General features: G+C 68.7%; 20 protein-coding genes and 2 pseudogenes. 16 read left to right on the plus strand and 6 right to left on the minus strand.

Translation table 11 applies throughout. The features are described from left to right. Window positions 1-206: 206 nt before the first annotated feature. A complete protein-coding gene (locus OG285_RS31700) occupies window positions 207-671 on the minus strand; it encodes an ATP-binding protein (protein ID WP_371792899.1) in 465 nt (154 codons plus the stop codon). Window positions 672-871: 200 nt separating this feature from the next. Between OG285_RS31700 and OG285_RS31705 the strand changes: the two genes are divergently transcribed. The 4 genes from OG285_RS31705 (at window position 872) to OG285_RS31720 (ending at window position 3,216) form a co-directional block, all read left to right on the plus strand. Continuing rightward, the gene (locus OG285_RS31705; protein WP_371792900.1) at window positions 872-1,804 is read left to right on the plus strand and encodes a DUF5753 domain-containing protein; all 933 of its coding nucleotides are present in this window, start codon (window positions 872-874) and stop codon (window positions 1,802-1,804) included. Next, complete coding sequence (locus OG285_RS31710) at window positions 1,801-2,022, plus strand: DUF397 domain-containing protein (protein ID WP_371792901.1); 222 nt, start codon at window positions 1,801-1,803, stop codon at window positions 2,020-2,022. The genes OG285_RS31705 and OG285_RS31710 overlap by 4 nt, the downstream gene beginning before the upstream one ends. A 257-nt stretch (window positions 2,023-2,279) precedes the next feature. After that, on the plus strand, window positions 2,280-2,738 hold the full coding sequence (locus tag OG285_RS31715) for a hypothetical protein (protein ID WP_371792902.1): 459 nt from the start codon (window positions 2,280-2,282) through the stop codon (window positions 2,736-2,738). Continuing rightward, window positions 2,725-3,216, plus strand: a complete 492-nt coding sequence (locus OG285_RS31720) for a hypothetical protein (protein WP_371792903.1) — start codon at window positions 2,725-2,727, stop codon at window positions 3,214-3,216. Before OG285_RS31715 ends, OG285_RS31720 begins: the two co-directional genes overlap by 14 nt. A gap of 63 nt (window positions 3,217-3,279) precedes the next feature. Here the strand turns inward: OG285_RS31720 and OG285_RS31725 are convergent, their stop codons facing one another. Then, window positions 3,280-3,963 (minus strand): hypothetical protein, encoded by a 684-nt coding sequence (locus OG285_RS31725; protein ID WP_371792904.1) that lies wholly within the window; start codon window positions 3,961-3,963, stop codon window positions 3,280-3,282. Between the two features lie 322 nt (window positions 3,964-4,285). On the opposite strand from OG285_RS31725, the gene OG285_RS31730 reads away from it, so the two are divergent. The 4 genes and pseudogenes from OG285_RS31730 (at window position 4,286) to OG285_RS31745 (ending at window position 6,405) form a co-directional block, all read left to right on the plus strand. Beyond that, entirely contained in the window at window positions 4,286-4,723 is a 438-nt protein-coding gene (locus tag OG285_RS31730) for a hypothetical protein (RefSeq protein ID WP_371792905.1), read from the plus strand. 80 nt (window positions 4,724-4,803) lie between these two features. After that, window positions 4,804-5,597: pseudogene (locus tag OG285_RS31735) on the plus strand (IS5 family transposase); the annotation flags it as partial. A 3-nt stretch (window positions 5,598-5,600) separates the two neighbouring features. After that, a complete protein-coding gene (locus tag OG285_RS31740; RefSeq protein WP_371792906.1) occupies window positions 5,601-5,810 on the plus strand; it encodes a hypothetical protein in 210 nt (69 codons plus the stop codon). A gap of 49 nt (window positions 5,811-5,859) precedes the next feature. Continuing rightward, window positions 5,860-6,405, plus strand: coding sequence for a hypothetical protein (locus OG285_RS31745; protein WP_371792907.1), 546 nt, complete (start codon window positions 5,860-5,862; stop codon window positions 6,403-6,405). Window positions 6,406-7,044: 639 nt separating this feature from the next. Here the strand turns inward: OG285_RS31745 and OG285_RS31750 are convergent. Both OG285_RS31750 and OG285_RS31755 read right to left on the minus strand, forming a co-directional pair. Continuing rightward, on the minus strand, window positions 7,045-7,575 hold the full coding sequence (locus OG285_RS31750; protein WP_371792908.1) for a GNAT family N-acetyltransferase: 531 nt from the start codon (window positions 7,573-7,575) through the stop codon (window positions 7,045-7,047). A 143-nt stretch (window positions 7,576-7,718) separates the two neighbouring features. Beyond that, a pseudogene (locus tag OG285_RS31755) lies at window positions 7,719-7,937 on the minus strand (ATP-binding protein); the annotation flags it as partial. Between OG285_RS31755 and OG285_RS31760 the strand changes: the two are divergent. After that, complete coding sequence (locus OG285_RS31760) at window positions 7,909-8,388, plus strand: hypothetical protein (RefSeq protein ID WP_371792909.1); 480 nt, start codon at window positions 7,909-7,911, stop codon at window positions 8,386-8,388. The pseudogene OG285_RS31755 and the gene OG285_RS31760 overlap by 29 nt on opposite strands. Before the next feature lie 24 nt (window positions 8,389-8,412). Here the strand turns inward: OG285_RS31760 and OG285_RS31765 are convergent, their stop codons facing one another. Together OG285_RS31765 and OG285_RS31770 are read right to left on the minus strand one after the other, a co-directional pair. Next, the gene (locus OG285_RS31765; RefSeq protein WP_371792910.1) at window positions 8,413-9,108 is read right to left on the minus strand and encodes a restriction endonuclease; all 696 of its coding nucleotides are present in this window, start codon (window positions 9,106-9,108) and stop codon (window positions 8,413-8,415) included. Between the two features lie 356 nt (window positions 9,109-9,464). Further along, window positions 9,465-9,869: a hypothetical protein gene (locus tag OG285_RS31770; RefSeq protein ID WP_371792911.1), complete on the minus strand. Its 405-nt coding sequence runs from the start codon at window positions 9,867-9,869 to the stop codon at window positions 9,465-9,467. Window positions 9,870-10,006: 137 nt separating this feature from the next. On the opposite strand from OG285_RS31770, the gene OG285_RS31775 reads away from it, so the two are divergent. From OG285_RS31775 to OG285_RS31805, 7 genes are read left to right on the plus strand one after another with little or no spacing between them, the layout of a single operon-like run. After that, the gene (locus OG285_RS31775; RefSeq protein WP_371792912.1) at window positions 10,007-11,260 is read left to right on the plus strand and encodes a helix-turn-helix domain-containing protein; all 1,254 of its coding nucleotides are present in this window, start codon (window positions 10,007-10,009) and stop codon (window positions 11,258-11,260) included. Between the two features lie 39 nt (window positions 11,261-11,299). Continuing rightward, window positions 11,300-11,611: a hypothetical protein gene (locus tag OG285_RS31780; RefSeq protein ID WP_371792913.1), complete on the plus strand. Its 312-nt coding sequence runs from the start codon at window positions 11,300-11,302 to the stop codon at window positions 11,609-11,611. Beyond that, on the plus strand, window positions 11,608-11,817 hold the full coding sequence (locus tag OG285_RS31785) for a hypothetical protein (protein ID WP_371792914.1): 210 nt from the start codon (window positions 11,608-11,610) through the stop codon (window positions 11,815-11,817). The genes OG285_RS31780 and OG285_RS31785 overlap by 4 nt, the downstream gene beginning before the upstream one ends. Next, window positions 11,814-12,125: a hypothetical protein gene (locus tag OG285_RS31790; protein ID WP_371792915.1), complete on the plus strand. Its 312-nt coding sequence runs from the start codon at window positions 11,814-11,816 to the stop codon at window positions 12,123-12,125. The genes OG285_RS31785 and OG285_RS31790 overlap by 4 nt, the downstream gene beginning before the upstream one ends. Further along, entirely contained in the window at window positions 12,122-13,300 is a 1,179-nt protein-coding gene (locus OG285_RS31795) for a phosphotransferase (protein WP_371792916.1), read from the plus strand. The genes OG285_RS31790 and OG285_RS31795 overlap by 4 nt, the downstream gene beginning before the upstream one ends. Further along, a complete protein-coding gene (locus OG285_RS31800; protein ID WP_371792917.1) occupies window positions 13,297-14,193 on the plus strand; it encodes a lactate dehydrogenase in 897 nt (298 codons plus the stop codon). Before OG285_RS31795 ends, OG285_RS31800 begins: the two co-directional genes overlap by 4 nt. Beyond that, a complete protein-coding gene (locus OG285_RS31805; RefSeq protein ID WP_371792918.1) occupies window positions 14,187-15,323 on the plus strand; it encodes a hypothetical protein in 1,137 nt (378 codons plus the stop codon). The genes OG285_RS31800 and OG285_RS31805 overlap by 7 nt, the downstream gene beginning before the upstream one ends. Window positions 15,324-15,349: the final 26 nt, after the last annotated feature.

Consider the following 15,349-nt stretch of genomic DNA (forward strand, 5'->3'; position numbering starts at 1 on the left):
CGGTTGCTCATCAATGAGGGGCGGTCCGGCCGCCGGCATCGGGTGCGGCAGCGGCCGGACCGCGTACGGCACCGCCCGTCAAGGAGGAGGGGTGGGCGGCGCCCGCCGCACGCGTGTCCCGAGGCGCCGGAAACGGTGGTGCGGCACCGGCCCGTCGGCGCCCGATCACGGGGCGAGCGCCGTACGAGCCGGAAGAGCAGCGTCGATCATCCGTCCGCGTACGGGAGGCGGGCGCGGACCTGCTTGCCGATCGGGGTGAGGGCTACGTCCCAGCCCGGGGCGAGGAAGTCGATCAGCGAAAGACCCCGGCCGGACACGGCCGTGGGATCGTCCATCGCCACCCCGGATCGCTCCGGCATCTGGACGAGGTCGGGGTCATGGACTCTGACCCACACCCCGCCCTCTACGGCGTCCGTCTCAACCTCGACGACCAGCGGGACCAGGTCGCCGCAGGCCCGCGCCGCGTTGCCGACCAGCTCGGAGGCGACGAGCTGCACGTTCTCCGCGGTCGCACTGTCGACGCCAGCCTCGGCAAGGGTCTTGCCCGCCAGCTCCCGCACCAGGTGCAGATGGTCGGCAGATGCGCTTATGTGCACCGCAAAACCGTGGTCCGTGGTCATCAAGTAGAACCCGGGGGCGGCCTCCGTCACCGTCTCCGCCATGAGCGTCATGGCTTCCTCCGTGGCACGGCGCACGGCCGCGCATCGCAATGTCGCTAACGCCACGTACTCGGCAACCGGCCGTCAGTGACGCGCCCTTGAGTGAGAGCATGACGCACTTGGCCCACAACTCGCAATATTGACACCGAAGTTCGCAGGACTGTTCTGTTGTTCTATCGACTTGAGAGGTGCGGTGGTGAAACACTCCGCATATGCCGAATGTGCGACCAGTACCGACCGTGCGGCGCCGGCGCCTCGGTGAGGCCCTGCGTCGCTTCCGCAGCCAGGCCGGCCCCGATGGGAAGGGACTCACTCTCGACGAGGCCGCCGAACTGCTGGCCCGCCTCGACAAGGAGGTCGGCGGCGACGGCAACGCCTGGACCTCCCCGAAGCTCTCGCGGATCGAGACCGCCAAGGCCCACATCCGCCCCGCCGAGGTCACCCACGTCTTGAAGGCGTACGGGATGGAGCTGGAGAAGGACGCGGAGGTGTTCACCGCGCTGGAGGGCCTGGCCCGCCACGCCGGACAGAAGGGCTGGTGGCAGACGTACAGCGGGGTCGTCGCCCCCGCGTACGCGGACTACATCTCGCTGGAGTCCGATGCCGAGAACATCCGGATCTGGTCGCCCCAGCTCATCCCCGGCCTGCTGCAGAGCGCCGCCTACGCCCGCGAGACGATCGCGGTCAACGCGACCACCCGCACCCCGGGGGAAGTCACCGCGCTCGCGGAGGTCCGCATGGCCCGCCAGGCCGTCCTCTCCCGCCCCGAGGGTCCCCTGAAGCTGTGGGCGATCATCCACGAGAGCGTCCTGCACCAGCGGTTCGCCACCCGGCCCACCCTCATGTCCGACCAGCTGCGGCGCCTGGTCGACGTCGCCGAGCTGCCCAACATCACGCTCCAGGTCATGCCGTTGGACGCCAGCCCGCATCCGGGCACCACCGGTGGCTTCAGTCTCGTCGGCTTTCCCGGCCCCATGCCTGACGTGGTGCTGTTGGAGAACCTCATCGGCGCGTCCTACGTTGAGGCGGTCGACGAGGTTCAGATCTACGCCGACGCCTTCGAGCGGGTCGTCGCCTCGGCGCTGTCGAGTGACGACTCGCTGGCACTGATCACCCGCAGAATGGAAGAAGGAACTCGTACGTGAACCACGACAAGGCCGAGCTGTACGCCCTCGACCTCTCCGACGCCGACTGGACCAAGTCGTCCTTCAGCGGCGGGGAGAACGACTGCGTGGAGATCGCCGTCCTGCCCGGCGGCGCCCGGGCCGTGCGCGACTCCAAGCACCCCGAGGGTGAGCCCTTGCGCTACACGGCCACCGAATGGGCAGCCTTCCGGCAAGGTGTGATCGCCGGAGAGCTCTGACCAGCGCCAACTGCATGTACGGCGCCTGCTTTCCCCCGAACCAACCGCGGGAAAGCAGGCGCCGCAGTATGTCAGCCCTACCCTGATCACCGCCCGTTGTCACACCCCCACGCCACCATGGTCTGCACGCCCGAGGGGGGGCCAAGGGCGTCGGAGAGCACGGGTATGCCCGGCCCCGTTCCCTCGGACAGCGCGTTCCTGGATGATCGCTACTGATGGGCCGCACCGCGGTGGGCGGCCGGAAGGGAGACACCCGCGTGTTCGTCGACGCAGCCGTCACCAGCAAGCTGGTCGAGCAGGCATTGCCCTTGATGCCGTTCCTCGACGACGGCCAGGAGTTCGCCACCTACGATCTCCACGAACAATGGAAGGAACGCTTCAAGGCCGGCGAGGGTGCCGATTTGGGCGAGCCCGACAAGTGGTCGGTCCGGCTCAGCGCCCCGCTCATGCCGGAGATGATCGAGGTCGGGCACGAGCAGGTGTTCGCGGCCCTGGGCACGATCGCCTTCCACGACCGGGACACCAGTCCCTGGGGGCAGGCCACCCAAGACCTTCAGGAATGGCTCTTCCTCCCGGACAGCGTCTCGGGCCTGGAGCGCAAGCCCAGCGACGCGGCGGTCGTCGCGCTGCTGCTGGCTGCCCTATACGGCGACAAAGGGCACCTCTTTCTGATCGAGTCGAACCGCTACCTGGAGTCACCCCGTGGCGAGCAGTGAAGCGGCCATCCACGAGATCGTGGCAGCTGCTGCTGAGCCGTATCTCGCTGCCGTGGTGGCCCAGTTGGTCGCGGACGGGGTACCCGCCGCCGGGTCGAGCATCCCTCCGGATCCCTCGCCCGACGACTTCGATGGCGAGGCGGACGGCTCGATCGACATCCCCGATGGCTTCACCACCCGCCACTACGGCCCTGACCTGGAAGAACTCGGTCTGTGGTGGAATTCGGTCTCGGGCTGGCGTGTCCACACGCAGTACATCCCCGCCGAACCTCGGCCTGGTGATGGCCGGCAGTGGATGGGCGCAGGGCTGCTGCCTCCGCCAGCTCGGGTCTCGGCGTTCCTCGCCACCATGATGGTCGACTACACGATGTCCGGGTCCCCGGAGCGGCCGTTCTACCGGCGTCAGGGCGACAAAGTGCCTGAGCTGCTCGAACGTCTCCGCGTCTATGGGCAGGCTGCCCCGCCCGCACAGCCTTGACCTCCAGATCCGGAAATCCTCTCCACGGCCTGAAGAGCTCTCTGCCCGCGTAGGGGATTCCGCTCAGCCGGTAGTCTCTTCAGGCTTTCCTGTGAAGCGAAGCCACGCGCTGAGTGCCGCCTGAAGTTCGATCACCGCTTGCCGGTCGATGGTCTCGCCGGTCCTGCCGACGTGCAGCCTCACTCCATCACCTGTGACGGTCCAGCCGACCGGCAGACGTTGCGGGGAGCTGATGGCCGATCCGTGGGAAAGGGCGCGGAGCATGGCATCGACGCGTGGCGGGAGGTGCTGCTCACGGGGAGCCCAGGAGACGTTCGCGGGCCGGGTGGGCAGCCCGAGAGTCGCACGGAATGCCTTGATAGCAACGTCGAGCGGCTGCGGCGTGTTCGGGGCCGCCCCGACAAAAGCCTGCAGTAGCTCGCGGTGGGGAGTTACGGGCAGGAGGGGGTGTTCCTCGATGTCAAGGCGCACGGAAGCTGGTGGGATCAGGGCGCGGATGTAACCCTTGGCCTTGTATCGCGCATGGTGTTCTCGCAGGCTGGCGATGGGGCGGGCCAGGGGGTGTTCACCTTGGAAGGCCGGATTCGGGGTGGTCAGGGCGTGGGAAGGTTCCGGCCGGGAAACCCGGGGGAGCTTCCCGTAGAGACCTTGAGCACGGTGCAGAACACCTGACTCGGTCACCAGCGCCGTCACTTGACGACTGGTTGTGTCATTGCCCAGCCGAAACCCCACGACCAGCGTCGTCATCAAATTGGCCTCCCTCCAGCACCCGTCCACGCTAGCGAGTGGGACCACTTCCAGGGGCCAAGATCCCGCAGGTTCCCCAGGAGCCCGCCGCCGGCACTGCCTCCACGACGGCCCAAGCGCACCCACCCCAGGTCAGATTTCCAGAGCCACAGCTCACGGCGAAGGCGCTGTCAGTGGCGTGCGGCATGGTGGGCACCATGAGCAGACGGACGACGAGCGGCGGCACCGAAGCAGAGCGGCAGATCCCCTCACATGGCAGAGCGGCTCCAACTTGCCCTGTTCTTCGTGCACTTCGCCCCACGTGTCTATACGTTGAATGACCATGAAGTCCTTCACGTTCCAGTGGGGCACAGAACCCTGGAAAGAGGGGACAGCCCCCTCCCTCCTTCACGTCTATGTCCCCGTAGCCCTCGGACGTAACCCGGAACTCGCCGAACTTGTCCACGGTGTCCGCGCCGCGACCAAGGGCGACCCGCTCACCCACGTCGGCGACGAGTGGCTCCACATCACGATCTATCAGCTGAGCTCACAGCCCGCCGCGGAGATCCAGGAGGCCGAGCGGCAGGCCCTTGCCACCGAACTGACCCGGCAGATGAAGACCGTCGCCCCCTTCACCATCACCGTGGGCAGCACCCTCGCGTACGGTACTGGTCTCATTTTCGATCTTGGACCCGACGAGCCGCTGAACGAACTGCGAACGGCCGCGACCCGAGCCTTCGAGGTCGTATTCGGCTCCGGAGCCACCGAGTACAACGGCTAACACAATGAGGTGGATCGGTCCTGTTGACCGTGTCCGCGTCAGAAGTTCAGCGTTGTTCGGGCATGGGAACTTCGCCGTGGATCGTGTCGGATGACCTGTGGGAGCGGATAGAGCCGCTGCTGCCACGCAAGGAGCGCCGGTTTCGACACCCGGGACGGAGGCCGCTGCCGGATCGACAGGTGTTGTGCGGCATCCTCTTCGTGCTGCACACGGGTATCCAATGGGAGTTCCTGCCCAAGGAGTTGGGCTTTGGCTCGGGCATGACCTGCTGGCGGCGGCTTCGGGACTGGAACGAGGCCGGCGTCTGGCAGCAGCTGCACGAGGTGCTGCTTGCCGAGCTCAACGCGGCGGCCCGTCTCGACTGGTCGCGTGCGGTGGTCGACTCCAGCCACGTGCGAGCCGTAAAAGGGGGAGCCAGACGGGACCGAGTCCGGTCGATCGTGGCCGAACCGGATCGAAACACCACCTGATCACCGACGGACACGGCACACCGCTCGCCGTGACCCTCACGGGCGGCAACCGCAACGACGTCACCCAGCTCATGCCGCTGATCGATGCCATCCCACCCATCAGGGGCCGGGTCGGGCACCCGCGACGCAAGCCGGACTCACTCTTCGCCGATCGTGGGTACGACCACGACATCTACCGCGACCAGGTCCGAGAGCGCCGCATCGTGCCGGCCATCGCCCGCCGCGGCACCCTCCACGGCACCGGGCTGGGCGCCTACCGCTGGGTCGTCGAGCGCAGTTTCGCCTGGCTCCACGGCTTCAAACGCCTCCGCATCCGCTGGGAACGACGAGCAGACATCCATGAAGTCTTCCTCAAACTCGCCTGCTGCCTCATCACCCACCGACAGATCAGCTCATTGTGTTAGCCGTTGTTACACCTGACGGAGTCGTACGCCACTGCCGAAGTGGACCTGGACCATTACCACCAGATCCACCGCCGCGTACGCCGCGTACGCCCCCGTCACGCGCCCCTCCGTGTCGACACCGTCGCGCTGGTCGACGTCGTCGCCAACGACGCCGAGAAGACCGTCACTTGGGACACCCTGGCGATGATTCCGCTCGGAAGCCTCCCCGCGTAGCCGTCGAACCGGAACACCAGGACACCATCAACAGACAGGGACAACGGATTTGAGCACGGGAGATGCCGGCGAAGGCCTTGTGCAGCTGTACATGGAGGCCAGCGGTTGGAAGCTCATCGAGGGCAGGGTCGGCGCGCGAACCCGGCACTTCGACCTCGTCTTCGCGACGGCCGACCAGGTCCTGGTGACCCAGATCAAGACCTCCAGCGAGCCTTACGGGTGGATCCGCTACCAGCCGAAAGACCCTCTCAAGACTGCCGAGGGCTTGTTGAAGGCCGCGTCCACGCGCGGAGGCAACGCAATCGTGGTCTTCGTGCAGCTGCCCGAGGAGCCCGTAACCGTCCTTGCCGAGCGCGACGGACGTCCCGTCTTGGTGACCACGATGCCTGAGCCGATCCGCATGACCTGGGCCGGCCCCCTCGAATTCGCAGCCAAGGTCGAGCACGCCCGGGACGAGTACGCAAAGGGCTTCTACCAGTACGGAGAACGGAAGGGGCAGCCGCTTCCGCGTACCGGCTGTGGCTACCCGGCTCAAGTGGACGAGTTCCCGACCCTGGAGTCGTATCTAGCTGAGCTGCCCGGCGGCACCGCGTAGCCCGCCACAGCGTCAACGGACCCGAAGGGCCAAGATCGTGAGACAGAATGCCGGGCTATCCGAATGAGACAACGCGAGAACACGCAGGTAGTCACGACGGAACGGGACATTCCAATTGCGAACCTACACCCGGGGACGGGCGGTCTTGCGGGAGTTTTCGATCACCTGCGTGGAGGCCCGCTGGCTTCACATCACGCTCTTTATCAATAGGTGCCGCGAAGAATCCCAGGTGAGACGGCTCACATTGTTTGTGACAGGTTCTTTTGGCCCCACTCCGACATTGAAGTTGGCCCCACTGGGGGTTGAGACGGGGGCTGGTGAGGGCCGTCAACCTCGCTCCGACAAGTTGTTTTGGCCCCACCCCGAACGAGTGGGTTCCCTGTCCGGGGGAGGGGGCTGAGGCGGTAGCGTGAAACGCATCGGATCCGACGGGCGGCGGGCCCCCGACAGGCGCGTCGACAACACCGCGGATCTCGACCCGTGTTCGATCCGGGACCGCTGGATTCTCCGATCCGCGGTGGACGACGAGGGCGGGCATTGGCGCGACCGGCGGAGAACGGTTCGGGCCCAACCGGGCCGAGGCCGGCGCCCCGCATGGGGCGCCGGCCTCGGTTCTTGAAGCAGGTCGGGTCAGCTTGCTTAACCTCGGGTAGCTGGAGCCGGATGTTCCCAGGTGAGCAAGTCGTAGGTCCGTCCCTTGTCGGTGACTGTCTCGGGTTTGACGTCGGTGAGGCGGAAGCCTGCGGATCGGGCGACGGCGATGCTGGGGTGGTTGTCGGGCTCGATCTCGAGGATCACCCGGGTCAGGCCCGTGGTGTGGTGCGCGTACTCGGTCATGGTTCGAAGTGCTCGCGCTGCGAGGCTCTGGCCTCGGTGGGAGGCGCCCACGATATAGCCGATGCCGCCAGTGGTCAGGTTGAGCAGGACTTCTCCCATGGCCTGTTGCCCGTCGGTCGTGATGGCCAGGTGGATGCGCTTGTGTCCATGCCGCGCTTGGTGCGCGCTGTGCAAGTAGCGCCGTGCGGCGGCCTGGTCGAACGGTGACTCTAAGGGCGTCCGATAGGCGACGTCGGGGTCGTCGAACAGCTCTTGCAGAACGGCGAGGTCGTCGCTCGTCCATTCCCGAAGCAACAGGCCGTGAGCGGTGATCCGGAGGGGATGCATGTCCATGGGCCCGTCATTCTGCCCTGAAGTCGATCGCTCGGGGGGATGGGTCTGCTGCATCATGCTGCCCGGCGCGAGACGCTCGCGGACGTCGTGCGGCGAGACTGAAGCCCCGCGCAACTTGTCATGCGGGGCTCAGACACCCCTTTTCAAGACTTGCGGTGCTTCTCCTGGGTCTTCTTGAAGCGGAAGCTGTCGGTGCCGGTCTCGACGATGTGCGCGTTGAAGGTCACCCGGTCCACGATCGCCGCGCAGAGCCGAGGATCGGTGAACGTCTGCTTCCACTCCGAGAACGGGGCGTTCGAGGCGATGGCGATCGCGCGTCGTTCCTCGCGTTCGGTGAACACCTGGAACAGCAGCTTCGCCCCGGCCGTGAACGGGCTGCCGCCCGAGGAGCACCCGTTCGACCGGAGCCTGGTGCATCACCTCACGATGCACGCCCGGCTGGTCCGCGCGGTCCAGTCCCGGCTGCTGCCCGCCTCCCTGCTGCGCTTCCGGCTGCGGCGTTCGCCGATGCGGCGCCTGGCCGCAGCCTATGTGGAGGCCGGACAAGGGCTGTTGCCGTACGCGGAGCGCATCCTGAACGCCTGGGAACACACGCCACCGGTCCTCGATGCCGCCCGAATTGAGGAGTACACCTCGCGCAGTGGACTGCCGGCCGACGAAGCACGGGACCGGATCTGGCGGGAGACGGTGAAGGAATGGGAGCGCGAGCAGCTCGCCGACGACCAGCGCGCCGCACTCGACGAAGCCGAGCGCCCCATGAGCTGGGCCGCGACGATCATGGTCGCTGCGGTCACCGGAGAGACCTCGTACTGAGACCCGGCCCGGCAGCGGTTCCGCCTACGCGGCCACGCGGCGCCCGTCCGCGGGGTGACGCAGCGGCGCCGGAACAGGCTCCAGCAGCTCCCACAGCGGAGTGCCGGAGGCCCACTGGCCGAGCAGGTCCCGGCCGATGAGGTGGACGCCGAGCGTCCGGGCCTGGGGAACAGCCTTGTTGGTGAACTTTCCGTTGGTCACGACCAGGGCGAAGGTGGCCTTGTGTACCTCACTGGCCGTGCCCTTCAGCTCCCGGACGACGCGGACATCGACCGCGTCGCCGCGAATCCCGTCGCGCCGGTGTTTGCACTGCACCGCCCATACGCGGCGGTCGAGGTCGACGGCACGGACGTCGCAGCCGTCGTCGTTGGCCCCGCCGACGCGCTCCGCCGCGAGATCGTCGCGCCGCAGCAGATCCCGTACGGCGAACTCGAACTCCTCGTGGTCCAGCCCGTCGAGGTCCTCAAGCGACATCTCCAGCCGAGGGCTGTCTTTGTGGGCGGCGTTCCACTTGTCGCGGTCGACACGCTGCTGCATCCACACGGCGTACGTGAGGAGGATGGGCACGCCGACGAGGTCGACCGCCGCCGGGTACGGGGAGGGCCACCAGCCAGTCCACCGGCCGGCGAGCAGACCGAGCACACACACCGTCAGCGAGACCAGGCACCACCCCGAGCTGCGGTACACCGCCCGCCACACCACCATCCGGACGTGCCGCACGCGATCGACCGTCCCGCGCTGCTTCACCCGGCTCTGGCGAACCATGCGGGCCCGGCGCATGGAGCAGGCGCGGAGATCGCTCAGCCAGTCGCGCGGGTGACGAAGGGACGGCCACCGCAGTCCAAGGCGTCTGCCTGTTCCCGATGCTCCTGCGCGGCGCGGTGCCCGTTCCCGGGCTCGGGTGCGGACGCGTTGCTCCATGGGTGATCCCCCTCCCGTCGCGGACGCGGCATCCGCACGAGGTATGACAGCATGCGGCACTGACAGGGCGTCATGAACGGGCATCCCCGACGGTCTGATCCGGCCAGCCGCTGACGCTCGGGACGGCGACGACCCGAGCGTTTCGTGGCGGCCGGTCAGGTTGCTGGACGGCTTCCGGTCGGTGTGGCGACGGCCTGCGGCCGGGTGCGGCAGCCGTCGCACAGGCAGCGCATCCATGTGAAGGCGCCCTCGCCGCGGAAGCGGATGCGGCCCGGAGCGCCGCAGTCCTCGCAGGTGTGTTCGGAAGTGATCGTGGCGACGTCGGTGAGCGCGGCGGTTCGGTCGGCGAACTCGCCGTCGAACTCACCGTCCACGAAGCGATCGGCAACGGTGATGCGGAGGCCGCCGAGCTTCGTGGCGAACTCTTCGACCCTGTAGCTGGGGTCGAGATCGGTCAGATCGTGGTGGAGTTGGTTGAGCAGGGCGGCCCAGCCGGGCCCGACGGTGAAGGCCCAGGTGGGTATCTGCCGCTCTGCGGTGCGGTCGGGTTCCGTCGTCATGCCCGTCATGGTCGCCTACGGCACTGACAATCGGGCTGTGGACCGGACTCCCTGGTGGAGGCATTGGCCCCCGTGGATGGCGGCAGCGCGGGTACCGTTCCGGTAGAGACGGAGTTCCAGGAGGGTTGGGGTCGAGGATGCCGTACGAGATCGAGGAGCAGGAGGCGATCGGCCGCAGGATCAAGCGGCAGAGGCTCAATCTCGGCATGACGCAGGCCGACCTCGCTGCGGCGGTCGGCAAGACCCAGGGCTGGGTCTCCAAGGTCGAGGCAGGCAAGATCGAACTCGACAGCGCCGGCCTGATCAACCAGATCGCGGCCGCGCTGCACTGCCACCCCAACTTGCTGCTGGAGCGGCCATACGTCGGAACGATCGGCGAGAACCAGTGGCAGGCCGCGGCGGCATCTATCGTGCGCGAGCTGCGCCGCTACGACCTCACCCCGATCTTCGACGGCGACCCGCGCTCCTCCGACGAACTGTGGCAGGACATGACCCGGCTGCACCGCCTGCGCGACGCCGCGGCGAACATCGCGATCCTCAAGGCCCTGCCCGACCTGTTCCGCGAGGCACGGGCCCTGGCCGAGGTCTCCTCAGGGCACGAGCGCGAGGAGGCGTTCGCGGTGTACGCCGTCTGCTGCAAGTTCGCCCACACCGCGGCCCACGCCCTCGGTCACCCCGAGCTCATCGCCATGGCCTGCGAGCGCGCGGCGTGGTCCGCGCACCTGTCCGGCGACCCGCTCATGCCCGCCGTGGCCGACTGGATGCGGGTGTGGGACATGTGGGCGACAGCCGACTGGCAGGACTCGATCGCCCTGTCCGACAAGGCGCTGCGCAGCGTGCAACGCGAGTACGACCGCGGCGACGCACTGGCGCTGCGCGTGTGGGGCACCCTCCAGCTGCGGGCCGCGGTCTCCTGCGCCCGCGGCGGCAACACGAGCGAAGCCGAGGACCGCCTGGGGCACGCCCGCGCGGCCAGCGACCGGATGGACGCGCTGGCCGGCCCGCCCGTCTACGACCGGCACTCGCTGACCTTCTCTACCGGCAACGTCCAGATCCACCGGGTCAGCGTCGCGCTCGAAGCGGGCGACCACACGAAGGCACTTGACCTCAACCGGCGTGCGGACCCCGGCCACTTGGCGCCGCTGCCCAAGTCCCGCCGTGGCCACCACCACATGGACCTGGCGCGGGCATGGCTGTGGGACGGCAACCGGGACCGGGCGCTTGCGGAGCTGGAGGAGGCTGAGCGCATCGCGCCGCAGCTCGTACGCAACCACCCCATCGCCCGCGCCACCCTCCGCAAGATCGTCTACGCCGAACGCGTCGCCACGCGCGAGAAGCTGAGGGGCATGTCCAGCCGTTTTCACCTCGATGACCAGGCAGTATTCCCCTGATTCATATTCAACGGTAACCGGGCCCCTACCGTCAGTTGCATGACGGGAAGTCGCACACCCCAACAGGCGCTCCCTACAGCGGAGTTACCCGACCGCCAGCCGACGTGGACTCCACTGCGCGGCGACCTCGCACACGACTCCGCGGTCCGCCGCACGGGTGTCGTGGTGGCCTTGCCCGAGGACACCGGCGCCAACGTGTACCACCTGTGCCCGGAGGGCGGCGGGGACCCGTGGCCGGCCATGCGGGACCATCTCGCGCCGTGCACGGACGATGCCGAGGACGGGCTCTTCCTCGACGAGGCGGCCAGACCGCCCGGCGGGTTCGCCCCGGACGAGGACGGTACGCCGTGAGCAGGCAGCCCAAGTCCGGCATCGCCGCCCGCCTGCACATGAAGGCCCTCGGTGGGGACAGCGCCCTCACGGCTCTATGGGTCGTGCTGCACGTTCCTGCCGCGCTGCTGATCGGCCACCTCCTGACCGACCACGCGACCGCTGCTGCTGCGCCTTCGCCGCCGGGGCCCGCCGCGATGGCCGACGACATCGCTCCCCCCGCATGAGCTCCGGCCCTGCTGCCGGTGAGGCATCCGCCTGGCATCCACCGAGGCCGACGGGCGCCGACCGTCCCGGCGACAGGGCCGGCACCAACGTCCGCCCCGTCCGGTGGGCGACCCGTGCCCCAGCAGAAGGACATCACCTAAGCCCCGAGAAGCAGGAGTTCCTGTGGCCGATCACCGTGCACCGGCTCGACGGCACCACCGAGGACACCAGCCTCGTCATCCCGGATCCGTTCGCGGTCCGCGCCGTACAGATCGACCGGGCGAAGGAACACCTGAGCGGCCCGAGCAGCCGGCGGGAGGGCCGGTGACCACCGTCGTGGACGCCGCCGCCCTGTCCGACTTCTGCTCCGGTCAGATTCGGGACGCAGCGTCCACGCTGTGGCCTGGCCAGGAGGCGGTCCTTGGCCCGGTCGCGCCGAGCGTCACCGGGTATGTCCAGCAGATCGAGGTGGGCGGCCGGCCCTTGTTCGCCAAGCACAGCCTGCTCGGTGTCTCGCTCGTCTCGGTGATGCGCGGCTCCTGCGGCAGCTGGGAGAAGGTGGCGGCAGAGCAGACCGCGTACGCCGCCTCGCCCACCTCGCTGCTCCATCGCGAAGCCGCCCACCTCGACGCCCTGGCCGCGGGCGGCCTGGCCGTCGCGCGGGCGGCCGGATGCGACGGCGGGGTGCTGTTCACCGAGCCGGTCACCGGACCGACACTGGCCGACCTGGTCTTCAAGTCACCGGAGCGGACCGGCGAGTTACTCGGCCGGACGCTCAGTGCCCTGGAGGTTCTCCAGCGTCCCGTCGTGGCTGAACAGGCCGACCGGGCCGCGATCAACGAGCGTGGCATCGACGCGACGTTCCGCCGCAAGTTCAACGGGATCTCCGGCCGGGCCTACCTCGATCACCTCGGCACCGACCGCCTGGAGGAGCGGACCCGGCGCGGCGTCTCGGTCATCGTGCGGCAGGTCATCGCGCGGCTTCTGCGGCTACGTCTTGCTCCGACGCTCGGGCCCGCCCAAGTCCTGTACGGCGACCTCAAGCCGGAGCATGTGTTCTTCCCCGACGGCCCCGATGAGCTTCCCGTGTTCATCGACCCGGGGCTGCAGCGCGGGCCCGCGCACGCGGATGCTGCCAAGCTCGTCTCGCGCACCGTGCTCTCCTTGATCGCCGTGCCCCCGCCGGACGGGACGACGGCGATCCTCGACGGCATCGACGCCTTCGTCCAAGAACTGCTGCAGCCGATGCGCCGTGCCATGGGCGGGCTGTATCTGCGGAAGTTGCTGGTGACGTGGCTGATGGACACCACCAACATCGCCACGACCTATCTGTCCGCCCCGGCCGGTCTGCCGCTGCCCGAGCACGCCGGGGCCGTCGTCGAACGCGTGGAGGCGGTGTGCACGCTGTTGGACCGGGTCAGTGCCTTGCTGATGGCTGACGCCGATCCCGCGGCCTCCTGGCGCCTGGCCTTGAGCCACGTGGCGAAGGCGGCGAGGCGATGAGCGGGTTCACCGTCGGGCTGATCGGCCCGGGCGCGGTCGGGCAGAGCGTAGCCGCGCTCCTGGTCCAGGAACGCTGGTGTGCCCGCCTCCTGATCGCCTCGCGCACCCAGGAGTCCGCGACCGGGCTCGTCACCGATCTTGAGGACATGCGGGAGATCACCCGGTCCTCCGTACGAGCGGAGATCGCCCCGGTCGCCGCGATGCGCGCGGCCGACGCCATCGTCGTGTGCCCGCGCGCCACTTTCACGAACACCGCGACCAGCGATATCCGGATGGCGGGCCTGGCTGCGAACGCCCCACTGATCCGCTCCCTGGCCCAGAAGGTGGCCGGGTACGGCGGGCACGTCATCGTGGTGACCAACCCCGTCGACGTCCTGGCCCGCGTCTTCGCGACCGCCGTCGGCCCGGCCGCGCGGGTGTACGGCATCGGCTCCGGCACCGACTCCGCCCGCTACCGCATCGCGCTCGCCGCCCACCACCGCGTCCCGCCCGGCACCGTACGCGGATGGGTGATCGGCGAGCACGGCGACGGCGCGGTCATCTGCGCCTCGACCACCACGGTCAACGGCCGCGCGGTCGAGGTGCCGTCGGAGTGGGCCCAGCTCTCCGCGCGCCCGCGCCAGATCAACGCCGGGATCGGCCGCACCCGCTGCGGTCCTGCTGGCGCAGTCCTCGGCGCGCTGCGCAAGACACTCGGCGTCAGCGACGGCACCGAGGTGCTCTCCGTCAACCACGACGGCGTGTGGCTCGGAATCCCGTTGCGGTTCTCCGCGGGCCGCCTGACCGTGGCTCTGCCCGACCTCGATCCTGATGAACAGCGGCAGTTCACCGCCGCCCGTTCCAAGCTTGACTCCGCCTACCAGCAGACCCTTCAAGGAGCGATCGCGTGCTGAGCGCCACCCGAATCCACGCTTCCGAGGCGACCGTCACGGTCGTCAGCGAAACCAAGGACATCACCGAGTGGGCCCTGCGCTACTTCGGCGGCTGGTGGAACGCCACCGCCGTGGCCGCCCCGGCCACGACCGGCGGCAGCATCGCCGACGGAGGCGCCCTGCTCCTGGCCGACGTCGACGACGACCGCCTGGCCGACATCGAGACCCTGGTCGGCGACTACGACCACGACGAAGTCGACTACGCGAACGCCCGCACCCTGGTCGCCCGGCACGAGGACGGCGTGATCTACGCGATCCAGCCCGCCGAACGCCTCGCCTACCACTACGACCCGGCCGCCCACCGACTCGTCATCGTCGGCGCCCACACCGAGCCGGTCGCCGTCGCTGCCTCCCGCCTCGCCCGCGAACTCATCCGCGGCCAGCTGCTGCGCGCCGGATTCCACATCCTGCACGCCTCCTGCGTCGTCCGCGACGGCCGCGCGCTCCTCACCTTCGGGCCCAAGGGCGCCGGCAAGACCACCACCGCCCTCCTGCTCGCCCGCGAGGGATACGAACTCCTGGCCAACGACCGGGTGTTCATGCGACCCGAGGACGGGGGCCTGCGGGTCCTGCCGTGGCCGTCGGCCGCCGCGATCGGCTTCGGCCTGCTGGAGTCGACCGAACTGTACGAGCCGTTGCGCGCCCGCGTCCTGAACGGCGAGCAGATGCACCCCACCCAGGACCAGCGCGTCACCGACGCGCTGCACGCCGGCAGCACGAAGCCGATCTGGAACGCCAAGGGCAAGGAACTCAAGCCGCAGTTCTTCCCCGACCAGCTCTCCTCGATCCTCGGCATGACACTCGCCGCCCAGGCCCGCGCCACCGCGCTCCTCTTCCCCCGCGTTGAGAAGGACGCTGAGCCCCAGCTCGTCCCGGCGCCGCGCGCTCTCGGGGAAGAGGACTTCTTCACGAGCAAGACCGAGGACCGCTACCCGGACATCTTCCGCCTCGCGCCCGACAAGACGGGCCCGGCCACTGATCTCGCCGACCGGCTCGCCCTCCTGCCGCGCCGCGCTCTGGTCCTGACACACGACAGCCGTGCCTGCGCCGAGCTGCTCGCCAAGACCGTCGAGGGCCTCCTGTTTGAGTAGAAGCGCCGCAGAATTGGCCGGAATCC

Origin of the sequence: Streptomyces sp. NBC_01471, from assembly GCF_041438865.1 — a bacterium.
Lineage (GTDB): Bacteria > Actinomycetota > Actinomycetes > Streptomycetales > Streptomycetaceae > Streptomyces.

Bases quoted from the DNA above. Each gene is read 5' to 3' on its own strand.
- OG285_RS31700 (WP_371792899.1), bottom strand. From the start codon at position 671: ATGACGCTCATGGCGGAGACGGTGACGGAGGCCGCCCCCGGGTTCTAC.
- OG285_RS31705 (WP_371792900.1), top strand. From the start codon at position 872: ATGCCGAATGTGCGACCAGTACCGACCGTGCGGCGCCGGCGCCTCGGT.
- OG285_RS31725 (WP_371792904.1), bottom strand. From the start codon at position 3,963: ATGACGACGCTGGTCGTGGGGTTTCGGCTGGGCAATGACACAACCAGT.
- OG285_RS31730 (WP_371792905.1), top strand. From the start codon at position 4,286: ATGAAGTCCTTCACGTTCCAGTGGGGCACAGAACCCTGGAAAGAGGGG.
- OG285_RS31750 (WP_371792908.1), bottom strand. From the start codon at position 7,575: ATGGACATGCATCCCCTCCGGATCACCGCTCACGGCCTGTTGCTTCGG.
- OG285_RS31770 (WP_371792911.1), bottom strand. From the start codon at position 9,869: ATGACGACGGAACCCGACCGCACCGCAGAGCGGCAGATACCCACCTGG.
- OG285_RS31775 (WP_371792912.1), top strand. From the start codon at position 10,007: ATGCCGTACGAGATCGAGGAGCAGGAGGCGATCGGCCGCAGGATCAAG.
- OG285_RS31780 (WP_371792913.1), top strand. From the start codon at position 11,300: ATGACGGGAAGTCGCACACCCCAACAGGCGCTCCCTACAGCGGAGTTA.
- OG285_RS31790 (WP_371792915.1), top strand. From the start codon at position 11,814: ATGAGCTCCGGCCCTGCTGCCGGTGAGGCATCCGCCTGGCATCCACCG.
- OG285_RS31800 (WP_371792917.1), top strand. From the start codon at position 13,297: ATGAGCGGGTTCACCGTCGGGCTGATCGGCCCGGGCGCGGTCGGGCAG.